Origin of the sequence: Clostridium saccharobutylicum DSM 13864, from assembly GCF_000473995.1 — a bacterium.
GTDB lineage: Bacteria > Bacillota > Clostridia > Clostridiales > Clostridiaceae > Clostridium > Clostridium saccharobutylicum.
The window spans coordinates 4,173,913-4,196,385 of sequence record NC_022571.1; the positions used below are offsets into that span (position 1 = coordinate 4,173,913).

Annotated in this window: 18 protein-coding genes and 1 pseudogene; 2 read left to right on the forward strand and 17 right to left on the reverse strand. The window is 28.4% G+C overall.

From position 1 onward, the window contains the following. Nucleotides 1-107: 107 nt before the first annotated feature. Nucleotides 108-503, reverse strand: a complete 396-nt coding sequence (gene mscL / locus CLSA_RS18190; protein WP_022748688.1) for a large-conductance mechanosensitive channel protein MscL — start codon at nucleotides 501-503, stop codon at nucleotides 108-110. Between the two features lie 496 nt (nucleotides 504-999). On the opposite strand from mscL, the gene CLSA_RS18195 reads away from it, so the two are divergent. Then, nucleotides 1,000-1,617: a transmembrane-type terpene cyclase gene (locus CLSA_RS18195; RefSeq protein ID WP_022748692.1), complete on the forward strand. Its 618-nt coding sequence runs from the start codon at nucleotides 1,000-1,002 to the stop codon at nucleotides 1,615-1,617. A gap of 197 nt (nucleotides 1,618-1,814) precedes the next feature. On the opposite strand, the gene CLSA_RS18200 is transcribed toward CLSA_RS18195, so the two are convergent. The 11 genes from CLSA_RS18200 to CLSA_RS18250 form a co-directional block, all read right to left on the reverse strand. Continuing rightward, nucleotides 1,815-3,767, reverse strand: a complete 1,953-nt coding sequence (locus CLSA_RS18200) for a methyl-accepting chemotaxis protein (protein WP_022748695.1) — start codon at nucleotides 3,765-3,767, stop codon at nucleotides 1,815-1,817. A 361-nt stretch (nucleotides 3,768-4,128) separates the two neighbouring features. Further along, entirely contained in the window at nucleotides 4,129-4,884 is a 756-nt protein-coding gene (locus tag CLSA_RS18205; RefSeq protein WP_022748699.1) for an AIM24 family protein, read from the reverse strand. A 201-nt stretch (nucleotides 4,885-5,085) separates the two neighbouring features. Next, nucleotides 5,086-5,799, reverse strand: a complete 714-nt coding sequence (locus CLSA_RS18210) for a Crp/Fnr family transcriptional regulator (protein WP_022748702.1) — start codon at nucleotides 5,797-5,799, stop codon at nucleotides 5,086-5,088. Between the two features lie 339 nt (nucleotides 5,800-6,138). Continuing rightward, a complete protein-coding gene (locus tag CLSA_RS18215) occupies nucleotides 6,139-7,602 on the reverse strand; it encodes an NADP-dependent glyceraldehyde-3-phosphate dehydrogenase (protein WP_022748706.1) in 1,464 nt (487 codons plus the stop codon). An 838-nt stretch (nucleotides 7,603-8,440) separates the two neighbouring features. Beyond that, the gene (locus tag CLSA_RS18220) at nucleotides 8,441-9,361 is read right to left on the reverse strand and encodes a LysR family transcriptional regulator (protein ID WP_022748710.1); all 921 of its coding nucleotides are present in this window, start codon (nucleotides 9,359-9,361) and stop codon (nucleotides 8,441-8,443) included. Between the two features lie 389 nt (nucleotides 9,362-9,750). After that, the gene (locus tag CLSA_RS18225) at nucleotides 9,751-10,389 is read right to left on the reverse strand and encodes an oxygen-binding di-iron domain-containing protein (RefSeq protein ID WP_022748714.1); all 639 of its coding nucleotides are present in this window, start codon (nucleotides 10,387-10,389) and stop codon (nucleotides 9,751-9,753) included. A 67-nt stretch (nucleotides 10,390-10,456) separates the two neighbouring features. After that, nucleotides 10,457-10,690, reverse strand: a complete 234-nt coding sequence (locus CLSA_RS18230) for a DUF2249 domain-containing protein (RefSeq protein ID WP_022748718.1) — start codon at nucleotides 10,688-10,690, stop codon at nucleotides 10,457-10,459. A 210-nt stretch (nucleotides 10,691-10,900) separates the two neighbouring features. Further along, nucleotides 10,901-11,614, reverse strand: a complete 714-nt coding sequence (gene ric / locus CLSA_RS18235) for an iron-sulfur cluster repair di-iron protein (protein WP_022748722.1) — start codon at nucleotides 11,612-11,614, stop codon at nucleotides 10,901-10,903. Nucleotides 11,615-11,806: 192 nt separating this feature from the next. After that, entirely contained in the window at nucleotides 11,807-12,226 is a 420-nt protein-coding gene (locus CLSA_RS18240; protein WP_022748726.1) for a flavodoxin, read from the reverse strand. A 221-nt stretch (nucleotides 12,227-12,447) separates the two neighbouring features. Next, complete coding sequence (locus CLSA_RS18245; RefSeq protein ID WP_022748730.1) at nucleotides 12,448-13,914, reverse strand: NADP-dependent glyceraldehyde-3-phosphate dehydrogenase; 1,467 nt, start codon at nucleotides 13,912-13,914, stop codon at nucleotides 12,448-12,450. Nucleotides 13,915-13,946: 32 nt separating this feature from the next. Beyond that, a complete protein-coding gene (locus CLSA_RS18250) occupies nucleotides 13,947-14,723 on the reverse strand; it encodes an FAD-binding oxidoreductase (protein WP_022748734.1) in 777 nt (258 codons plus the stop codon). Nucleotides 14,724-15,048: 325 nt separating this feature from the next. On the opposite strand from CLSA_RS18250, the gene CLSA_RS18255 reads away from it, so the two are divergent. Beyond that, a complete protein-coding gene (locus CLSA_RS18255) occupies nucleotides 15,049-16,281 on the forward strand; it encodes an FprA family A-type flavoprotein (RefSeq protein WP_022748739.1) in 1,233 nt (410 codons plus the stop codon). Between the two features lie 406 nt (nucleotides 16,282-16,687). On the opposite strand, the gene CLSA_RS18260 is transcribed toward CLSA_RS18255, so the two are convergent. The 5 genes and pseudogenes from CLSA_RS18260 to CLSA_RS18280 form a co-directional block, all read right to left on the reverse strand. Then, nucleotides 16,688-17,401, reverse strand: a complete 714-nt coding sequence (locus CLSA_RS18260; protein WP_022748742.1) for a Crp/Fnr family transcriptional regulator — start codon at nucleotides 17,399-17,401, stop codon at nucleotides 16,688-16,690. A 205-nt stretch (nucleotides 17,402-17,606) separates the two neighbouring features. After that, a pseudogene (locus CLSA_RS24620) lies at nucleotides 17,607-17,936 on the reverse strand (transposase); the annotation flags it as partial. A 253-nt stretch (nucleotides 17,937-18,189) separates the two neighbouring features. Next, a complete protein-coding gene (locus CLSA_RS18270; RefSeq protein ID WP_022748745.1) occupies nucleotides 18,190-19,041 on the reverse strand; it encodes a C39 family peptidase in 852 nt (283 codons plus the stop codon). Between the two features lie 659 nt (nucleotides 19,042-19,700). Further along, a complete protein-coding gene (gene hcp / locus CLSA_RS18275) occupies nucleotides 19,701-21,404 on the reverse strand; it encodes a hydroxylamine reductase (protein ID WP_022748746.1) in 1,704 nt (567 codons plus the stop codon). 167 nt (nucleotides 21,405-21,571) lie between these two features. Further along, nucleotides 21,572-22,327: a DUF438 domain-containing protein gene (locus CLSA_RS18280; protein ID WP_022748749.1), complete on the reverse strand. Its 756-nt coding sequence runs from the start codon at nucleotides 22,325-22,327 to the stop codon at nucleotides 21,572-21,574. Nucleotides 22,328-22,473 lie beyond the last annotated feature (146 nt).

Below are 22,473 nucleotides of genomic sequence, written 5' to 3' on the forward strand. Positions count from 1 at the left end.
GAAAACAAAAATAATACATAGATAAATATATCTATTTTGCACAATACCCATTAACAATAAATGCAAACTAATACATTATTATAAATGTACATTATCATGTGCCTTATTTATCCTCGCTTCTGCTTTAACAAATCTCTTATTTCCTTAAGCAATACAATATCAGCAGGCTGCTCTGATTTTTCCTTTGATGGATTTTCTTTTTTAAGCTTATTTATCAATTTAATAAATAAAAAAATAGAAAATGAGACAATTAAAAAATCAATAATATTTTGAATGAAATTACCATAATTGATTGTAATTTCCGGAAAAGTCTCTGTAGGTTCTTTAATAACAACCTTTAAATATGTAAAATTAACACCACCTGTTAATACACCTGTTATAGGCATTATCACATCATTTACTAAAGAACTAACTATTTTGCTAAATGCTCCTCCTATAACAACACCAACAGCCAAATCTATTACATTACCTTTTATGGCAAATTCCTTAAATTCCTTTAACATAAACGTTCTCCTTTCTAATAAGGCACATTTCAAAAATAACAAGTCCATTTGTCAGCCTATTTCCCATCAAGGGAATCTCGACTCGTATTCGCTCACTCAGTAAGCGATTCACACCAAATCGTAGATTTGGACTTTCACTTATCTGCTCATTAGCAAATTGACCTAATAGACCCGCTATGAGGGCAATTCACCTCCTTGCCTGATGAAAAATATCCATGGCAAATTGGACTTGTTATTTATTTTCATGTGCCTAAAGGCAATTATTTATATTAACTATTATTATAAATATTATTATCAAAAATATTTTAATTATTCAATCAAATAAAAGTCTAGTCTTGTTTATCTCTGAATATTGTATATTAATACTCTAATTAAACATATATATATATTGCAAAATGATTTATTCATGGATTTATTGAGATAGTACTTAGTTTTAATGTAGATTTCAATTTTCAATATATATATTATTCTTAATAAAAAAAGGGGGGAATTTTTCATGGTATTATTTCTATTATTAAGTGGAATTTGTTGGTCAATCGTTTATATTGAATTGATCTATGTGGGATTTAAAAATGAGACTTATGGAATGCCATTTATTGCATTAGCACTAAACTTTTCTTGGGAAGTACTATACTGCTACCTTGGATTTACTTATACCCCTGAAAATATTCAGAATTATATTACTCTAATTTGGCTCATATTAGATACTGCTGTTGTATTAACCTACTTAATATATGGCAAGAAGTACTTTCCAAAATATACAAGCAAAAAATATTTTGTTCCTTGGACTATACTTATATTTTTTATGTCTTTTGTGCTTCAGTATTATTTTGTTGTAGAATTCAAAGATCTAGGTAAATTATACTCTGCTTTTCTTCAAAATTTAGTAATGTCCATTCTTTTTATTCATATGCTCATTACTAGAACTGATACAAAAGGTCAAAATCTAACAATCGCAATTAATAAGTGGATTGGTACTCTATCACCTACAATTTTATATGGTATAATTGTTGGAAATAAATTAATTCTTGCTCTCGGAATATTCTGTTCCATTTTTGATATCTTATATATATACTTCTTAAGTACTACTAGAAAACTTCATAATCAATCATGATTTTTTTAGAATGCCTATTTAGGACTAATCATATACATTACCAAAATGTTATAACATTATGTTTTATTGAATGTACCTTAAATTACATTTATTATCATTTATTTTAAATATATATACAAAACTTGAAATAGAGGTCATGCTTTTGCATGACCTCTATTTCGGTTGTTTATAACTTAAATCCAGGTTATTTATGTATGTTATCTAAGGTTAAACTTTTGTATCATTGAATTTAATGTTTCTACCTGTGCTGTTAATTCTTCACTTACTGCAGCACTTTCTTCTGCTGTTGCTGAATTTGCTTGAACAACATCTGATATCTGATTTACGCCTCCATTTATTTGTTCAATAGATTGAGCTTGTTCTTCAGATGCTGCACTTATATTAGATACTAATTGAGTTGTTTGTTTTACATCGTCCACTACATATATTAAAGATTTAGCTGTAATATCTGATAATTCTTTACCCTTATTTACAGCATTTATTGAAGATTGAATAAGCTGACCTGTTTGCTTTACTGCTTCTGAGCATTGTTCTGCAAGCATCCTAACTTCTTCCGCTACAACTCCAAATCCTTTTCCTGCATCTCCTGCTCTTGCAGATTCTATTGCTGCATTTAATGCAAGTAAATTTGTTTGTTCTGCTATATCATCAATAGTTTGTATTATGTTATTAATATCTTTAGCTGATTTTTCAATATCATTCATAGCATTTAACATTTCATTCATTTGTTTATTACTATCTTCTATCCTTTGAAGCAATTTAATTCCAACTTCATTCGTATTAGTTGCATTTTGAGCTGTATTCTGTACTTGTCTATTTATTTCATCCATTGCTACTGAAAGTTCTTCTATTGAACTTGCTTGATCTGTTGCTCCTTGAGACAAACTTTGCGATCCTTCTGTAACTTGTTGTGCACCACTATTTACTTGATTAGTTGCTTCTTTAATTTCACTAAATACCTCATTTAAGGAATCTACAATATTGATAATAGAATCTTTTATACCCACAAATTCACCTTTATACTCACGCTCTAGTGTAATATTAAAATTCTTCTTCGACATCTCTCCAAGGCTATGAGAAACATCTTCGATAACTTCCCTCAAATCATTCACTGTATTTCTTGTTGCTTCTGCAAGAATAGCTGTTTCATCATCTGTATTTATAATTGGAACCTCTGTTGTTAAATCACCTTGTGCTAATAATTCAAGTCTATTTGCAAACAATTTTATAGGTTCTGAAATGGAATCTGCCATTTTAACAACTACTCTAATTGCTAAAGCAATTATTATAAGTGCTGCAATCACCATAATTACAATTCCAATAATAGTGCCCATTAAAAATTCATATGTTTTACTAGTAACTGCTAAACTCCAACCATCAGTATCTGGAATAGGCTCATAAGCTACCATTTTTTCATTTAAAGCAATTCCATATGTGGTAAATCCACTTTCCCCTTTAATCATTTTTGATTCAATACCTGCAATTGATTTAAGAGAAGAATCATTTTTAGATTCATTTATGGCATTATACCCTTTAAAAACTAAATCTACATTCTCATCTGCTATAAGATTTCCATTTTTATTTATAGCATAACTTTGACCTGTCTTACCAACTTTTATCGTATTAGTAATATCACTTAACAAACTAGCTGAATTGGTTATACTTACAATTCCTGCAAATTTACCATTCTTTATAACTGGTGCCGCAAATACAATAATTAAGTCATTTGTACTTTTATCTACAAGAATATCAGAGATAGCTGGTTTTAATGTGCTTTTACAGTCTTTAAAATATGATCTATCTGATAAATCATATCCATCAAAACTCATACCAGAAACATCTACATAGCCCGCTCTTATAAGATTATTACGACTTGCAACATCTTTTAGTACTTTAGAAACAGTTGTACTATCAATTGTTTCCCCCTGAAAAGCATCATTTTGTGCTAATTCACTTACAATAGTCTTATAATTATTTAATCTTTCTGAGACATCTTGAGCTGCTATTTTTGCAGTTTGTCCCATTACTTGTTTTAATGAATTCATTGTAGAAATATAGCTTACTAATGATGAAATTATTCCCATCAAAAGCGCAACTATAACTATACATAAAATCATAACTTTTAAAATTTTAGATTTAATACTTCTCATTATTTACCCCTATCATTTTTATTTTTCCCTATAATTCTACTATAACATATTTTTTTTGACAATAATTAAATCATAACTTTTCTGTATTATATGTATTTTTATGTTTTTTTTAACATTTTTAGATATTTAATAACAAATCAGTAAAAATATAATTCTTTTATAATATAAAAGACTATATTATAAAAGATTAATTTTTTTAATCTTTTAATATAGTCTTTTTAGACATTACTATTATTTGTTTTTATATACTCTAAAAATATTTCTAAACACAAAAACTACTTTTATGGGCAACTCTAAACTTTAAGATGTATTATCCAACACTATAAAGTGAGTCGCTGCATAACTCCAAATCTAAACTTGTTTATGCTATAGGAGCCATGAGTATTTTTCCTGTTCCACGATATACATTAACAAAACCTTCACCTGAAACAGCTGATCCAATTAGGCTTTTACTAGACTTTTCAACTCTAAAGTCCAATGTGTTAGACCAAGCAATTGCAAAGTTTCCATCAATTCTAACCTCATCATTATCTAATACAAATTCTATAAGTTCATCTCTTGGAACCGGACTTTCTAAAACAGCAATTCCTTCTCCTTTAAGGCACAAATTAAATAATCCTTCTTTTCCAAGCACTGCTGAAGAAATGTTAGTTCTAGCTACAATTTTTTGTTGAACCTTCGATTCACAAGCAAGAAAAAGCCCATCATCTAGCACCATTCCATCCCATTTTGAAACATCTTCAATTAAAATGTACTTATATGTAGGCTCTAACATTAATAAGCCGTCTCCTTGATATTTAGGTTTAATTGTAGATTCTTTTGTAACTTTAGAAGATATGGCTTTTCCAAGTAAATCACCAATTCCTTTAACATCAGCTGACATCTTAACACTTCCTGCTGTCCATTGCATTGCCCCTGCACTAATCGTATATGCATTTCCTTTTAACTCAATTAAGACTTGTCTCTTTCTAACATTCATTTCTGAAGCAAAATATGCAGCCATTGCATTTGCAGTAGTTACACTTAAGTCTTTTTTGTATTCTATAACTTTAACGTCACCTTTGGATTCTATAATTTCAATATTTTTATTTTCAAATAAATTTTTACATGTTACCATATTATCTTCTCCCACTTTATATGTAATTACAATTAGTCCTCATTATACAATTCAGTATCTTTTCTGTCAAATATTTGTATTGCTGTATACTTCTAATTAATATTCGACTTTAACTTTAATAAGATGTGATTGAACTCAAATATAAATTATACAAAAAATAAAGTTCATTATCACCTATTTATGTAATAATGAACTCTTATTTTATATATAATCTTTTAAACCTTCTTCATCTAAAATTACTATGCTTTTTGTACCAGCGATCTTTATTAATTCCTCATCTTCAAACTTCTTTAATTTTCTGCTTATGGTTTCACGTGTTACTCCAATATAATTAGCCATCTCTTCTCTTGATAATGGCAACTTTATTGATATATGATCATTTATTAACTCTCCATACTTTTCCTTTAAATCAATTAACAAATATGCCATCCTTGAATCAACATCATTTGTCGCTAGATTTTGTACTAGACTTTCTACTTTTGATAATCTTTCTCCAACAGTTTCTAATACTTTTATTCCTATCTCTGGATTTTTCATCATTATCTCTTTCATCTCATCTTTTGTAAGAGTACATATCTTTGAATCTACTATTGCTTTTGAATTAAATCCATACTTAGAAGGCTTTATTAACTCTAACTCTCCAAAAAAATCACCTTCTGAAAGTATATGTAGTATTTGCTCTTTACCATCCTTTGTGTACTTATATAATTTTATCTTTCCTTCATTTATAAAATAAAGCGTATTTGCTACATTTCCTTCTGTAAAAACAATATCTCCTTTAGTATATTCTTTATGATCAATGGTTTTCACAATCTCCACTAATTCCTGATTATTTAAATTTTCAAATATTGGTACTTTACTTGCACAAAGTTCGCCTCTACAATTGTTACAACAATTTTTACAATGAGTATTCATACTTACTTCTCCTTTTTAACTATATTATTATGAAAAAATATACTTCATTCTGACTTGTTATTTTATTTCATATATACATTTTAATTAATAAAATTCATAAATAATTAATTGTTATCTTATGTTAACAAATTGTACTAATTAAACTATTTATATAGTAATAAATAGTTTTCAGACACACCCTAATAATATTTTTTATGTAATATTATAATAAAAATACTCAAAGCATAAATTCAATTATCCCTTGAGCATTTAAAACCAAAACATTTTGTACTATAAAACTTTAATCACATTCAAAGAATAACAGATTTATGCACATTATTCTTAAACATTATAATTGTTTTATTTAATTGATAAATTTATTATAGTTGCCTTAGGTCTAGACATGGATTCAAGTGAATATTTTATTCCTTGAGTTCCCATACCAGAAGACTTTACTCCAAGGAATGGGAAGTTATCAGGTCCTCTTTCTGTTTTATTATTTATTTGCACTGTTCCTACTTCTAGCTTATCAGCTATATAAAAAGCATCATTTATATTTTGTGTAAATACAGCTCCTTGAAGACCATATTCTGATTTATTAGCTATTTCTATAGCTTCGTCTTTATCCTTTACTCTTATAATTGGAATTACTGGTCCAAATGGTTCCTCCCATGCAAGTCTCATATCTGTTGTAACATTATCAATAAGTGTTGGATAAATTAAATTGCCTTCTCTTTTTCCTCCAACAACTAAATCTGCTCCTTTTTCTTTTGCTTCCTCAATTAATCCATAAACAAAATCTGCTGCTTTAGTACTAATAAGCGGAACAACATCTGCATCTTTTTCTAAAGGATTTCCCACAGTAAGCTTCGCCATATTTTCTTTTATTTTTTCTATTAATTTATCTGCTACTTTATCAACCACCAAAATTCTCTTTACTGCTGTACATCTTTGACCAGAATATGAATATCCACCTGCAACAATATTACTTGCTGTCAATTCTAAATCTGCATCTTCCAAAACTATAGCTGCATCCTTGCCTCCTAACTCCATTAAAAGAGGTACCATGCTAGTAATCTTTGAAATTCTCGCACCTATTCCTGTACTACCTGTAAAGTTTATAAAATTTATTCCCTTATGAGTAGTAACATAATCTCCAATTTCACTACCTCTTCCTGTAACAGTATTTAATACCCCTTTTGGTACTCCTGCTTCTTCAAATATCCTAGCTAAACATAACCCGCTTAAGCTTCCTTGAGTTGCAGGTTTTAACACAACTGAATTTCCAACCATTAATGCTGGTGCTATTTTAGATGCTGATAAATTTATTGGATAATTAAAAGGAGATATTGCAAGTACAACTCCTAGAGGCTCTCTTCTTACTATTGATACTTTATTATTTTTAGCTCCTGGGAAACTATCTCCTGGTATACTTTCCCCAGATAAATTCTTAGCGCTATCTGCTGTAAACCTTATAAGATCTGCTGTTCTAGAAACTTCTGATCTACAACTTTTTCTGTCCTTAGCTATTTCCATCATCATAAGTTCTGATAGTTCATCAATATTTTCTAATAATATATCTGCTGATTTATATAATATTTCTACCTTTTCATTTAAAGTTATGTTTCTCCATTTTTTTTGAGCTTCTTTTGCAGTTTCTATAGCAATATTAACCTCTTCTTGTGTCATAGCTGGAACTCTTCCTAATAAAGAATTATCTAATGGTGAATTTATGTCTATAAACTTCCCACTTGCACTGCTTATCCATTCTCCATTTATTAGATTTTTGAAATTATTGTTTTCATCCTTTATATGCTCAAACATAATATATTTCCTCCTTAGTTGCCAAAACTATTTTCTACTTCTTTTTATATCTTACCCCAAATTGAGCATTTCAAATCGAGTCTATTTACTTAGATTAATATGACTATTAATCTAAGTAAAAATAAATTCACTGTTATTCAAATCAAATTTTTTTAAAAATATTATAAATAGATTTAATCTAAATAATCAACCGAAAATTTACTATTATATATAGACTATATAATAGTAAACAAAATTGAATAGTATTATAAATGTACAACTCACATCTTAGGCTTATGTAATAGATAACCGAAATAGAAGTCATGCATTTGAATATATATTTAAAGCATAAATGTGATTTATAAATTGAATATCTATAGCGTTTATCAATGGAAAAATATTTGTAGCTCATAAAATAAAAGTTGTCCAAATTCATGCTTACTTAGTATATAAAACAAAGGTAAGCATGAATCAAACAACTTTTCTCTAAGAAATAACTATATTTAGGCACAATCAAAAAATAACAAGTCCATCTGCCAAGCCTATTTTGCATCAGATGAAGCTCGATTCGCATACGCTCACTGAGTGCTCTCTGAGTAAGCGACCATCATCAAATCATAGATTCGAGATGTCTGCTTAACCGATTCACACCAAATCATTTTTATATGAGGTTAACTCATAAATGAGTTAACTAAGTTCAAGAAACCAAATCATAGATTTGGACTTTCACTTATCTGCTCACGTTAGCTGATTCATCTAATAGCCCGCTATGAGATAAATCCACTTCCTTGCCTGATACAAAATAATCATGGCATTTTGGACTTGTTATTTATTTGAATGTGCCTTATTTTCAAACTTCTCATATATTAAGTTCATGAATATTATGATAATTTTCATTTTCAGGATCCGTAAACTTCAATACATCTATAAATAATTTCATTGCTGGTGTTAACCATTTGTTCTTATGATATAACACTTGTGTCATCATATTAAAATTACAATCCAAATCTAATTTTACTAAACTTCCATTTTTCAATTCATTTTCAACAGTCATAACAGGCAATAACGTAACTCCAAGATTATTCATAACAAAAGATTTGATAGTTTCTATACTTCCAATTTCCAATGCCAAACGAGGTTTTAAATTTTCTCTATAAAACATTTCTTCAAAAACACTTCTATAACTACATCCCTTCTCTGTGAGAACAAATGATTCATCTACGATATCTTCTAATTTAAGATTCTTGTAATCCTTAAGTTTATTTAATGAAGATGCCAGAAGTCCCATTTCTTCCTCATAACACATGGATGAAAAAAAGTCTTCATCTTCAATAAATTTACCTAATGTAAAAATTAAATCAACATCATTATTTCTTAGCATGTTTTGTAAATCAGATGAAGTTGCTATTCTAATTATTACTTCTACTTCAGGATATTTCATATGATAATATTTAAGCAGTTCTGGAAGCTTTATTGTACAAAGTGATTCAACAACTCCAATTCTTAGTATTCCTTTAGGATTATCTTTATCAGCTACTGCTTCCTTTGCTTCATCTGAAAGATTGATTATCTTTTCAGCATATTCTAGAAAAGTTAGCCCTTTTGATGTTAATTCCATATTCCGCCCAATTCGATCAAATAATTTTACTCCAAGTTCTTTTTCTAAAAGCTGCATCTGAGTAGTAATTGTAGATTGAGCATATCCTAACTCCTGTGCTGCCTTTGAATAACTTTTGGCCTTTATAACTTTGCAAAATGTTATTAATTGTCTAAGTTCCATATTATAATCCCCCACATTTATGAAATTCAACAAAATTGAAGTAATATTCAAATTAATTCAATTTTACTAATATATAATATAATGTTAATATAAAATTATTAAAAATTCAAATATATTTCTAACTTTTACATAATAAATACAAGGAAAATATTAGCTTTTGCAATCCAAATAATTATGGATTATTGTCCAAAAACTTCAATTATAGCGTAAAATCTAGTGGTGTTCATATAATTTTTGAAAAAACAATACTCTTCGTTAAAAAAACAGACTAGAAAATTAAACTTTTAGTGAATTTATAAATATAACTGGGATTAATGATATTAAGAATAAAATTTTAAATATATAGAGGAAAAAGGATGTCTCAAAATAATTTGAAACATCCTTCTTTCCTATTTAATCTTAAGACAAGGTCCATGACCAGTGGCTACAAATACTGGATTTAATTTTATTAAAGATATCTTTAATTTTTCTCGCTTATCGTTATCAGGTACCTGTACTGGTTGAATACTATCTATTTCTTCATTCCAGTCAGCTTCCTTTATTGTACCAATTTCTTCTCCATGGCGAAGCATCAAATCGCTACTAAAGAATATTTGGCGCCTATTTTCCATTACTAATAAACCATCCCAAAGATGCATTTCTGAAGGATAATTAAAGAATTCCAACTCGTAATCATCTGTAGTTAGTTTTTGTCCTTCTTTTTTAATTATCACTTCACATTCAATTCCAAAACCATTCAACTGACGCGCTGTAACTTCTGAGCATATTACCTTAGCATTTTGAAATTGTTCTAATATTACTGGCAAACCACCACATTCATCTGCTTCAAAATGTGAAACAAATATATACTTTAAATCAATGCCATTTAACGATTCTTTTAACTGCGAAAGCATACCTTGTGCCTGATTGACATTACCAGTATGAACTAACAAAGGTTCTTTAGCATATAACAAATATTGATGAAATGAAAGATTGATCTGTGGTATATGTGTGCTAAATTGATATAACTCATTACCCATGATTCTCATATTATACACTCCTTCCAATTTAAATTAAGTGAAGAAAATTAATTTCTTCACTTAATTTCATATATTTTTATTTTTTTGTAATTGCAACTCGCCAAACTGTTGGACCTTGTTCTAGGTATTCCCACTCAAATTGATCCGGACGTTCCATAATGAACTGATAGTGTAATGGGCGTGGATCATGATCGTTTATAAGCTCCATTGTTTCCCCCTGTGCTAAACTCTCAAAAGTTTTAAAAATAGCTGGATGTTTATCCACTGGTTGATATATTCTAACATCTACAGTTGCTGCAAAATTTAACATACTTAATTCCTCCTTAGTTTTACCTCTATCTTAAAATTTATTTATTGTTAACTTGTAACTGTACATTTATTATAACTTCATTTTTTTAAATAAAATGTGATTTGAATCAAACATTAATTAAAATTTATAATTTTATCTAAAAACAAATCCCAACTACAATTAAATAGTTAGGATTCTAAATTATAGATAACATTTTCTACTCTCATTTAATTAGTTATTTTTCAATTCATAAAGCCTTGGAAATAATATATTACTTTCTAAATGTATATGCTTAAATATATCTGCTTCCATTTCTTGTAGTTTAGAATAAGTCAATCTATAAGTAGTACATGCATTGCTTGGAAGATCATAATCATTAGTTACTTCTCTTAATTCTTTAAGTATATTTCCAGCTCCGATGTGTTCATCTTGTAATTGATTAATAATATTTATTGCTTTATCTAAATCAGCTTCACTATTACTTCTTAAATATGCATTAATTGCTGGATATTGAATTGTCTCTTCTTCTATTAAATGAGCTTCTAATTCCATCTTAACAGTATGAAATAACTTGTGAACTCTTGAAAGCTCTGGATGCTTTTCTCCATGAACTCTTAATATTTTAGTTGTTAGTTCACTTATTTTAGGAAGGTTCTCATAAAGATAAGCATGATGTACATTTACTATCTGATCAACTAATTCATCAAGGGGTGCTTCTACCCAATTTCTATCTTCTGAATAAAGATTATTTTTTAATTTCTCATATGAATCATTTATTCTTTTTAATAATTCTGTTTCTTCAATCCCTTGTTCTTTTATAGCTGTAATCAATAACCTATCTCCACCACAGCAAAAATCAATTTTACATTCTTTAAATATATCCGCTGCCTTTGGGAACTCCGTTACTATATCACCTATTTTTTGATTACTATTAAATTTATTCATTTTGTTTATTCCTCCTAAATAGTATATTAAAAAATCTTTTATTACTCTTAAAATTTGTTTTTTCTTTAGCTTCTGACTTTATTATAGCTTTATTGATCTTAATAATATATGATTCAAATCAAATACAAACTAGTTAACTAAAAGTAGCCAAAATATCTAGTATAAATTTAATATATGTAATCTTAGATTTTATTATAATTTTGCTATTAATTTTCCAAAATCTCTACATCTGTCTTCATCTTCACCTTCAGGCGATTCCTGTACTGTTAAACCTTCACTTATTAATATAGCTCTATATGATTTCATTCTCTTTTCCCATTCTGTCATCCATTCACCATTGCCCCATCCCCATGATCCAAAAAGTGCAACCTTCTTTCCTTGTATATTTCCTTCTAATGATTTAACAAAAGGTTCCATTTCATTTTCATCTAGTTCCTCAGATCCATAAGCCGAACATCCTAAAATCAGTATTTCTTCATTCTTTGCATCATCAAGTGACACTGATGAGACTTCTACTAATTCAGCTTTTTTACCTTCTAATTCTATTCCTTCTAATATTAATTCTGCCATCTTTTCTGTATTTCCTGTTTGACTAAAATAAACAACTTTCATATCAAGTCCTCCTAAATTCCACTATTTATTACTTAAATTTGTTTTTCTTAACTTCTGACATTATTATAACTTTATTTGTTTTAATAAAATGTGATTAGAATCAAACACTAACAAAATATTTATTTTTTATAAAAATGCTCAAAAGACACGTTTAATTATCTTTTGAGCATATAATCAATATTAAGATAATGATTTTTATTATTTAAACATTATTATTTCTTTTAATTATGTATTGATAGATTTATTATGGTAGCCTTAGGTCTAGACATAGATTCAATTGAATATTTTATTCCCTGAGTTCCCATACCAGAAGCCTTTACCCCAAGGAATGGGAAATTATCTGGACCTCTTTCTGTTTTATTATTTACTTGAACTGTTCCTACTTCTAACTTGTCAGCCACATAAAAAGCATCATTTATATTTTTTGTAAATACAGAACTTTGAAGTCCATATTCTGATTTATTTGCTATTTCTATAGCTTCATTTTTATCCTTTACTCTTATAATTGGAAGCACTGGACCAAATGGCTCCTCCCATGCAAGTCTCATGTCTGTTGTAACATTATCAAAAAGTGTTGGATAAATTAGATTTCCGTCTCTGTTTCCACCTACAACTAAGTCAGCTCCTTTACCCTTTGCATCTTCTATTAATTCAATAACAAAATCTGCTGCTTTAGAACTAATAAGAGGTACAACATCTACATCTTTCTCTAAAGGATTTCCTACAGTAAGCTTTTCCATCTTTTCTTTAATTTTTTCTACTAACTTATCTGCCACTTTATCTACTACTAAAATTCTCTTTACTGCTGTGCATCTTTGACCTGAATATGAATATCCACCTGCAACAATGTTACTTGCAGTTAATTCAAGATCAGCATCTTCTAAAACTATGGCTGCATCCTTACCACCTAGCTCCATTAAAAGAGGCACCATACTAGTCATCTTAGAAATTCTAGCTCCTACTTCTGTACTACCTGTAAAATTGATGAAATTTATTCCTTTATGAGTAGTAATATAATCTCCAATTTCACTTCCCTTACCTGTAACTGTATTTAGAACTCCGGCTGGAACTCCTGCTTTTTCAAATACTCTTGCCAAGAATAATCCACATAAACTCCCTTGAGTTGCTGGCTTTAATACAACTGAATTTCCTGCCATTAAACCAGGTGCTATTTTAGAAGCTGATAAATTTATTGGATAATTAAAAGGAGATATTGCAAGTACAACTCCTAACGGTTCCCTTTTTACAATTGATATTTTATTATTTTTAAAACCTGGGAAGCTATCTCCTGGAATACTTTCACCAGATAAATTCTTAGCTGTATCTGCTGTAAACCTTATAAAATCTGCTGTTCTGGAAACTTCTGATCTGCAGCTTTTTCTATCCTTAGCAATTTCCATCATCATAAGCTCTGACAATTCATCTATATTGTTTAATAAAATATCTGCTGCCTTGTACAATATTTCAGCTCTCTCATTTATTGTTACATTACTCCATTTCTTTTGAGCTTCCTTAGCAGTTTGTACTGCAGTATTCACTTCTTCCTTTGTCATTGCTGGAACTCTACCTAACAATGAATTATTTAATGGTGACTTTATCTCTACAAAGTTTTCACTTCTGCTGTTAACCCATTCCCCATTTATTAAATTTTTAAAAGTATTGTTTTCATTTTTTATATGATTAAACATAATTAATTTCCTCCTCATTTGTTTATAATTTTTTACTCTTTTGTTATATCTACTCCTGCTTCAAACATTTCAAAGTTTATATTTTCCTTTTCAATTCCCATTGCTATTAAATTATGATAAACAGTTTTCATAAATAGCACTGGCCCGCAAAAATAGAATTGTCCATCCTTTGGTAAATTTTCAATCATCCATTCCTTTGATATCCTGCCTTTTATATCAAAATCTTCTCCTGGTTTCTCAGTCTCGAGAGGACGTGTATAGAATACAGTACTTTTGAAGTTGTTATTATTGTTTAGTTTTTCTATTTCTCCTCTAAAACTATGATGCGTTGCATTAGGTATACTATAAATGAAATATATTTCCCTATTACTGTTTATTGCATCATAAGCCATTGTGAGCATTGGTGTTATTCCAATTCCTCCACCTATTAAAACTAATGGTTTTTCACTATCCTTTAATATGAAATTTCCAAGTGGTGCAGTTATTTGAAGGTTGTCCCCTTCCTTTATTTCATCACATAGTTTTTTGCTTAAGTAACCATTCTCTTCTCTCTTTACACTTATTCTATAAAATTCTTCATTAGAATTCATAGATAATGTATATTGTCTAGGTTTAGTAAAAGTATTATCTTCATTTTTAATTCTGACAGTTATAAATTGCCCTGCTATGAATTCTGGAAGTTTATTTCCATCTAATGATTTTAAATAGAATGATGTAACTACCCCATCTTCCTTAACTGTTTTATATACAAGAAAATCTTTAAATCCCTTCCATTTGTTATTTGAATTTATCTTATTAGTATCTATCATTGAAATCCTCCTCATTTTTCTTTAGCTATTTATTTTGAATGTTTATTTTTCTTAAACTTGATTCCTTTAGCTCATGGGCCTATTATATCTTTGCAAAAATTAAAACAATATGATTTCAATCAAATTTTTAAAAAGTGCAAAACACAAAATTATAATGATAAAAAACGTTCTCTAAAATGTACATGATTTTTTTAGATTATTATCTACATTTTAAATTTATAACATTTGATTTAAATCATATTTTTGTAAATTAAATGACTATAGAATAGAGGCATAGGAAATCACAAACATAAAAAAATAAATTGAAATATTGGAGGAACAGATTATGGAAAAAAACATTATGTTAAATGAAAATATATTTTGGATTGGTAAGATTGATGACCGCGATGTACCTTTTCATAGATTAACTTTAACTAAAGGAACTACTTATAATAGTTATCTATTAAATACTGAAAAGCCTACAGTAATTGATACTGTTGATATTAGCTTCGGAAAAGAATTTGTAGATAATTTAGAAAATATAATTGAACTTGATAAAATTAAATATATTGTAATTAATCATACTGAACCTGATCATTCTGGTTCACTTAGAAGTTTAGCTTCTAAAGCTAAAAATGCTGTAATTGTATGTACAAAGCCCGCTGTAAATGAGCTTAAAGAAATGTATAAACTTCATGATAGAGAATTTTTAATCGTAAGAGATGGCGATACTCTAGATATTGGAGGCAAAACTCTTAAATTCATAGAAACACCATATCTTCATACTGAAGAAACTATGATAACTTATTGTGAAGAAGATAAAATTTTATTTCCTTGCGATATTTTTAGTACACATGTAGCTAACTATGAATATTTTAATGATTTAGCAAAAGAAGATATAATTGGCGATTTTATTGGCTACTATAAACTAATAATGCACCCTCACAGAAGATATGTTCAAAACATGATTGAAAAAATCGAAGATTTAGACATAAAGATGATAGCACCATCCCATGGCTTCGTTCTTAGAGAAAATGTTCAGAGTTTTATAGATATTTATGATAATATGAGCAAGAATGCTGAGACAAGCAAAAAAGCATTAATCCTATACTCTACTATGACAGGGAACACAAAAAAAATTGCTGATATTCTTAAAGAAAAGTTCGAAGAACAAAATATAGCTTCAAAAGTCATAAATGTGAATAAGACACCCAAAGAAGAAGTGATTGCGGCTATTAATGAAGCAGATGCAATTTTCTTTGGCAGCTCCACTAAATATGGAGATATGATTGGAAATATGGAAGATATTCTAAAAAATCTTAAATCTTTAGACCTAGAATCTAAATTAGGTGTAGCATTTGGATCTTTTGGATGGAGTGGTGAATCTATAGAAGTTGTACAAGACTATTTAAACGAAACTGATCTAAAAGTATTGAGCACTTCTGACGTAATTAAGTCTACTGGTATGATTGATGTAGAATTCCCATTAAGAATAAGATTTTCACCTAATGAAGATAGCTTAATTAAAATTGAACGTTCAGTCACATATATTTCGGATTTATTACTTAGTGGCATTTAAGTATACTTGTAAAAGTTAATTAGCAGCTCTCCCTTATGTGCCTTATGAGATTAATCTAATCTCATAAGGTGCTTTTTTAATTGGCAATTAATATTTCAATCATGATCTTTCAATATAATTACTATACTTACTTTGAATACATTGGAGATCGATTTGGAACAAGTATTATAAATTATGACATATCTTTATCTCTAGTATTGATTAAATATAAGATTAATATCTTTATTCTTGTTTACGTATATACATATATTTATCTCTAGTATTAATTAAACTAAAGATTTCAGTGCCTTGACAATGTATAACATCACCTTAATTAATATTATGCACCTTATCATCTACTTCAGTTTTCCAAGAGTAACTTATAATAAGATATGCGAGTTCCATGCGTAAAAGTTATTTATTTCTTTTAAATATAATCTTTTAATCCTTCTTCATCTAAAATTATAATATTCTTTGTCCCTACTATCTTTATCAATTTTTCATCCTCAAATTTTTTTAATTTTCTACTTATAGTTTCTCGAGTTACTCCAATGTAATTAGCCATATCTTCTCTTGATAATTGTAACTTTACAGATATACTATTTTCTATATTCTCTCCATACTTCTCCATTAAATCTATTAGTAAATAAGCCATTCTTGAATCTACATCATTAGTTGCAAGATTCTGCACAAGACTTTCTATTTTTGATAATCTTTCTCCTATAGCCTCTAATACTTTTATTCCAATTTCCGGATCCCTCATTATTATACTTTTCATTTCATCTTTACTTAGAGTACATATCTTAGCATCTACTATTGATTTAGCATTAAATCTATATTTAGAAGGTTTTATCAATTCCAATTCTCCAAAGAATTCTCCTTCTGAAAGTATATGTAATATTTGTTCTTTACCATCCTTAGTATATTTATATAATTTAATTCTTCCTTCGTTTATAAAATAAAGTGTATTTGATATATTACCTTCAGTAAAAATAACATCACTTTTACTATATTCTTTGTGATTAATGTTTTTAACAATCTCCAATAGTTCTTCATTATTCAAATTTTCAAATATAGGAACCTTACTTGCACAAAGCTGCCCTCTACAATTGTTACAACAATTACCGCAGTTACTATTCATACTATCATCCTCCATTGTTAATTTACTAAATGTTAATGGTTAAAAATAAAGGGAGTGTGGCAAAATGATTAAATTTTAATGAGGATCGATGCTCCTTTTCGGTTTAAATTAGTGAATTCCCAAACATTTAAAATTGTACATCAATTATTTACAGATTTCTAATTTTTAAGCGCACTTAAATAAGCCTAGTTACTTTATTCCATAATTAGGCAACAGACTTTAATTCATGAAGATGCTTCTGAGTTCTTTCATTTTGTATTTTAGAATGTAATCTGTTAATGTTGTAGCCAAAACAAAGCAAAATAAATTCAGTTTTGGCACCATTTTTTCCACGTGTTAAAAATCTATTGAATTAATAATCACTTTTTAGAACTCCAAATGCCCCTTCGACCTGAATAAATCTATTCATTCTCAATTTACTCCCAAATTCAGTTGTAATATTTTTATAGGATATTTCACGTTTTTTCACAAAAATTTTTGAAACCTGCATTTTTCTATTCCCTTTTGCTTTTGTACACTTTACTTTATAAGTACATTTATTATAACTTCATTTTTTTAAATAAAATGTGATTTAAATCAAACATTAATTAAAATTTATAATTTTATCGAAAAATAAGTGATTAAGCTGCACTCTGTAACATATAACGCAACCTCTTTTCTGCTTCTATATTATATGATACAGTTCATATATTTTTAATTACTATCCAGAAAAATTAATAACTAAAAGTAAAATAAAAGACCTAAAGTTAGGTTTCCCTAAACAATAAGCCTTTGTCTTTTTGGTTTATTTATCTTCCACAAGCAGATTTTATTTTAGTAGAATCAACACTATCTATTTTTAAAGAATTCTCTATACTCATTGTATTTAAATATTTTCTTGAGTACTCCGGTTGAACTACAATTGCATAATTCCACCAATTAATTTCAGCATTCATTAAATCTTTAGATAAAAAATATCTGTCTTTTCCCTTTTGTTGTCCACTTTGATAACATTCATTCCAATTGTTTGGATCATAAACTTCAAAATAAGTTTTTCCATCAACTATTCTATAACCCTTTACAACTATAAAATGTCCTCCAGAATAACTATAAAATTTCCCTACTCTTTGTTCTGAATTTTTATTGTATGGTATGTACGATGTATCGATGCAAAGTATTGCTATATTTCCTTGTTTTAGTTGTGCTTTTAAAACATTTTCTCCTTGAGAAAGTGTTTTTCCTAAGTCTTGTACACTATAAGTGCCATTATATCGGTTAAGATAATTCATTACATCATCCGTATACCACCAGCCACCATTAGTTCTGTAAGTATTTCTTGCATCTTCCGCTGTCCTATTAAAGTTACCATTAGTCCACTTTAATGCCATTGTTGTACTAGATGGACCACAATTACTATCTGAATACTTGCCTGTACTTCCCTGGTCAATATACCAATTATACGTTCTATTATTACTCACATATTCTGTTTGATTTCGTCCCAATCCCCAGCTTGAATTTAATGCTTGTCCACCATAATAAGTTTGAGTTAGTGATTTACTATGAGTTTCTGCTACCTTAGCCTGTGCAATCGAAGTATTTGCCACTAATGTTAAAAATACTAGCAATAAGGCAAATAAATGATTAATTATCATCTTTTTCATCCTTTTTCCCCCTTAAATTACATTTAATTAAATATATTGTAATATATCCATATAATTCTGTCAAATACATTTTTTGTATTTAAATTTATACATTTACATAAATATAAATCACTTATATAAATAACTTAAAATTTAAAATTATGTTATAACTAATTAAAATAAGTGAAATTCTTTAGCTCAGGTGCTAGATAATCTAATTGTGAATTTCTAACATAAGAACTCCTACAAACAAATTATCAACTCAACACCGTGCAAAAGAATTCCACTTATTCCTAATTAAGAATATATTTTATCACATAAGTATAATTCATTAATTATTTATCTGTATTACAAAAATATACTAATGACTATTATGCTTCCATAAACATCTTCAACGTCTGCAAATTTAGTCAATAGCTCATCATTAACTAAATTCATCTCCTTGTTTGACACACAATCTATCTCGTCTTTGACTTGTTATTTTCTTTAATATGCCTAATGGACTCTTGATTTTATTATTCATTGCATAATTCTCCTTTATTAATTTACTAAACGTTGATATTACAGTAAAAAAATAAATCCTAACTACAATTAAGTAGTTAGGATTCTGTATTATAAATAATATATATTGATAGGCTTAATTTATCTTTGGTAAACTCTTTTGTAAGATAATATGTCTATTATGCTTCCATAAACATCTTCATATCATCTTCAACATTAGTGATTCCACCAATTCCAAAGTTATCTACTAATACTTTAGCAACATTTGGTGAAAGGAATGCTGGAAGTGTTGGTCCTAAGTGAATGTTCTTAACACCTAAGTGTAATAATGATAATAATACTATTACAGCTTTTTGTTCATACCAAGCTATATTGTATGAAATAGGTAATTCATTTACACTTCCAAGTCCAAATACTTCTTGAAGTTTAAGTGCTATAACAACTAATGAATATGAATCATTACATTGTCCTGCATCTAATACTCTTGGAATTCCTCCAATATCACCTAAGTTTAATTTATTATATTTATATTTAGCACATCCTGCTGTTAATATAACTGTATCTTTTGGTAACTTTTCAGCAAAATCAGTATAGTAGTTTCTTGATTTAGCTCTTCCGTCACAACCAGCCATTACAAAGAATCTCTTTATAGCGCCTGATTTAACAGCATCTACAACTTTGTCTGCTAACGCTAGAACTTGATTATGTGCAAATCCACCAACAATTTGTCCTTTTTCTATTTCAGTAGGTGCTTTACATTTTTTAGCCATTGCTATAACTTTAGAGAAATCTTTTGTTCCATTAGCTTTAGCTTCTATATGTGCACATCCTGGCATTCCTGTAGCACCTGTTGTAAATAATCTTTTCTTATAAGAATCTTTTGGTATAACTATGCAATTAGTAGTCATAACAATTGGTCCATTAAATTGTTCAAATTCTTCTTTTTGTTTCCACCATGCATTACCATAGTTTCCTGCAAAGTGCTTATATTTCTTGAACTTTGGATAATATTGTCCAGCAAGCATTTCTCCATGAGTATAAACATCTACTCCTGTTCCTTCTGTTTGCTCTAATAACATTTCTAAATCCCTTAAATCATGTCCTGAAATTAATATTCCTGGGTTAGTTCTAACTCCAATATCAACAGTTGTTATTTCAGGATGTCCATAACTTTCAGTATTAGCTTTATCAAGTAATGCCATACCATCAACACCGTATTTACCAGCTTCTAATGATAAAGCAACTAATTGATCAACACTTAAACTATCATCTAATGTAGCTGCTAATGCCTTTGCCATAAATCCATGAATTTCTTCATTATTATATTTTAAGTTCATAGCATGCTTCATGTAAGCAGATAATCCCTTTAATCCATAAGTAATAAGTTCTCTTAAGCTTCTGATATCTTCATTTTCAGTTGCAAGTACACCAACTGTTTCAGCTTTTTTATCAAATTCTATTGTATTATCAGCAGTCCAAATAGCTGCATCTGGAGCTATTACTTCAGTAGTTTGCATTCCAAATATCTTTTTGAAGAAACCACCATTTACTTTAACTTCTCCAACTCTTCCACCAGCTGTAACAACTTTAGCTTTTAAAGCTTCTCTAATTTTTAAAGTTTCTCTTACTCTATCTAAAATACCATCTCTATCAAAATTAGCATTTGTAATTGTTGTAAATAAGTTTTCTGTTATAAATTTGTCAACACCAGCGTCTATAACTCCAACTCTTCTTCCTTCGTTGCTTACTATAGCTAATCCTTTAGTTACATATATTAATAAATCTTGAGCTTTTGCTACATGTTCATCTTTACCACAAACCCCTACTTTAGTACAGCCTTTACATCCAGCAGTCTCTTGACATTGATAACAAAACATTGACATATTATTTCCTCCTAATTTTCATATATATTAAAATTAAATTTTTATTTTTATTTCTTAACTTCAACAATTGAAAGTTTACTATATTCCTCATATTAATTCTGTAACATACGTTACCTATTCAAACTTAATAATTAATTTCTTTATATTTCGACACAAAAATTAAAATATTATAATTCAGGTGTAAATCCACAATATCCAATTTCATCACATCTTAACTTCATTTCATCCCATATTTCTTTTTCCTTTATAGATTCTATTGCTGTAGGATATAAAATATAATTTTCTTTGAATATATGATCTCTTAAATTAAACACTATATATTTTGATATATCATCAACTTGCTCTTTAAACTCATCAAATTGAATCTTTGAAAATTCCTCTGCTATATGTCTTAATTGTTTTTTCTTAGCTCTTAAATCATCATGCTCCATTCTCATTATCCTAGTTGGACCAGTGATTTCTCTCTCTTCCATCTCATCAAATAGAACTCTTTCTTCTCTTTGATGATGATTTTCCGCATCTAATATGTTATCTACAACAATTTTCAATGCTTCAATTTCATCTAAACCATCATCATATTTTTCTAACTTTTGAATTTTAGAATTAATACTTTCAAGCTCTGTTAAAAATTCAAGAATTTTATCATGCTCATTAATAAATGTATCTACAACATGACCTTTTTCAATCTTTGTTCTTATTTTATCTAATTCATCTTTTAAAACTTCCATATGAACATCGCAAAGATGTCTTAAATCTTGTGGATTCATTCCTTCTTCTATTAAATTTTGTTCTGCAACTGACAATTCTATAGGATTTATATCAGCTACTATTTCTAATGCTTCTTTTCTTAACTCTTCTGTTAAGCCATCTTTATTTAATTTTTGTAAAACTTCAGTTAAATTTTTTATTCTTTCATTATTCATTTATTTTCACCTCTCAAATTGGACTTGTTATTTATTCTCAAGTGCCTAAAATTAAATTTAAAATCAAATATCTTTTCTATGTCCTAATTCTAATCAAATTTAATGTATAAAAATATGATTCAAATCACAATTAAAAATAAATTTAA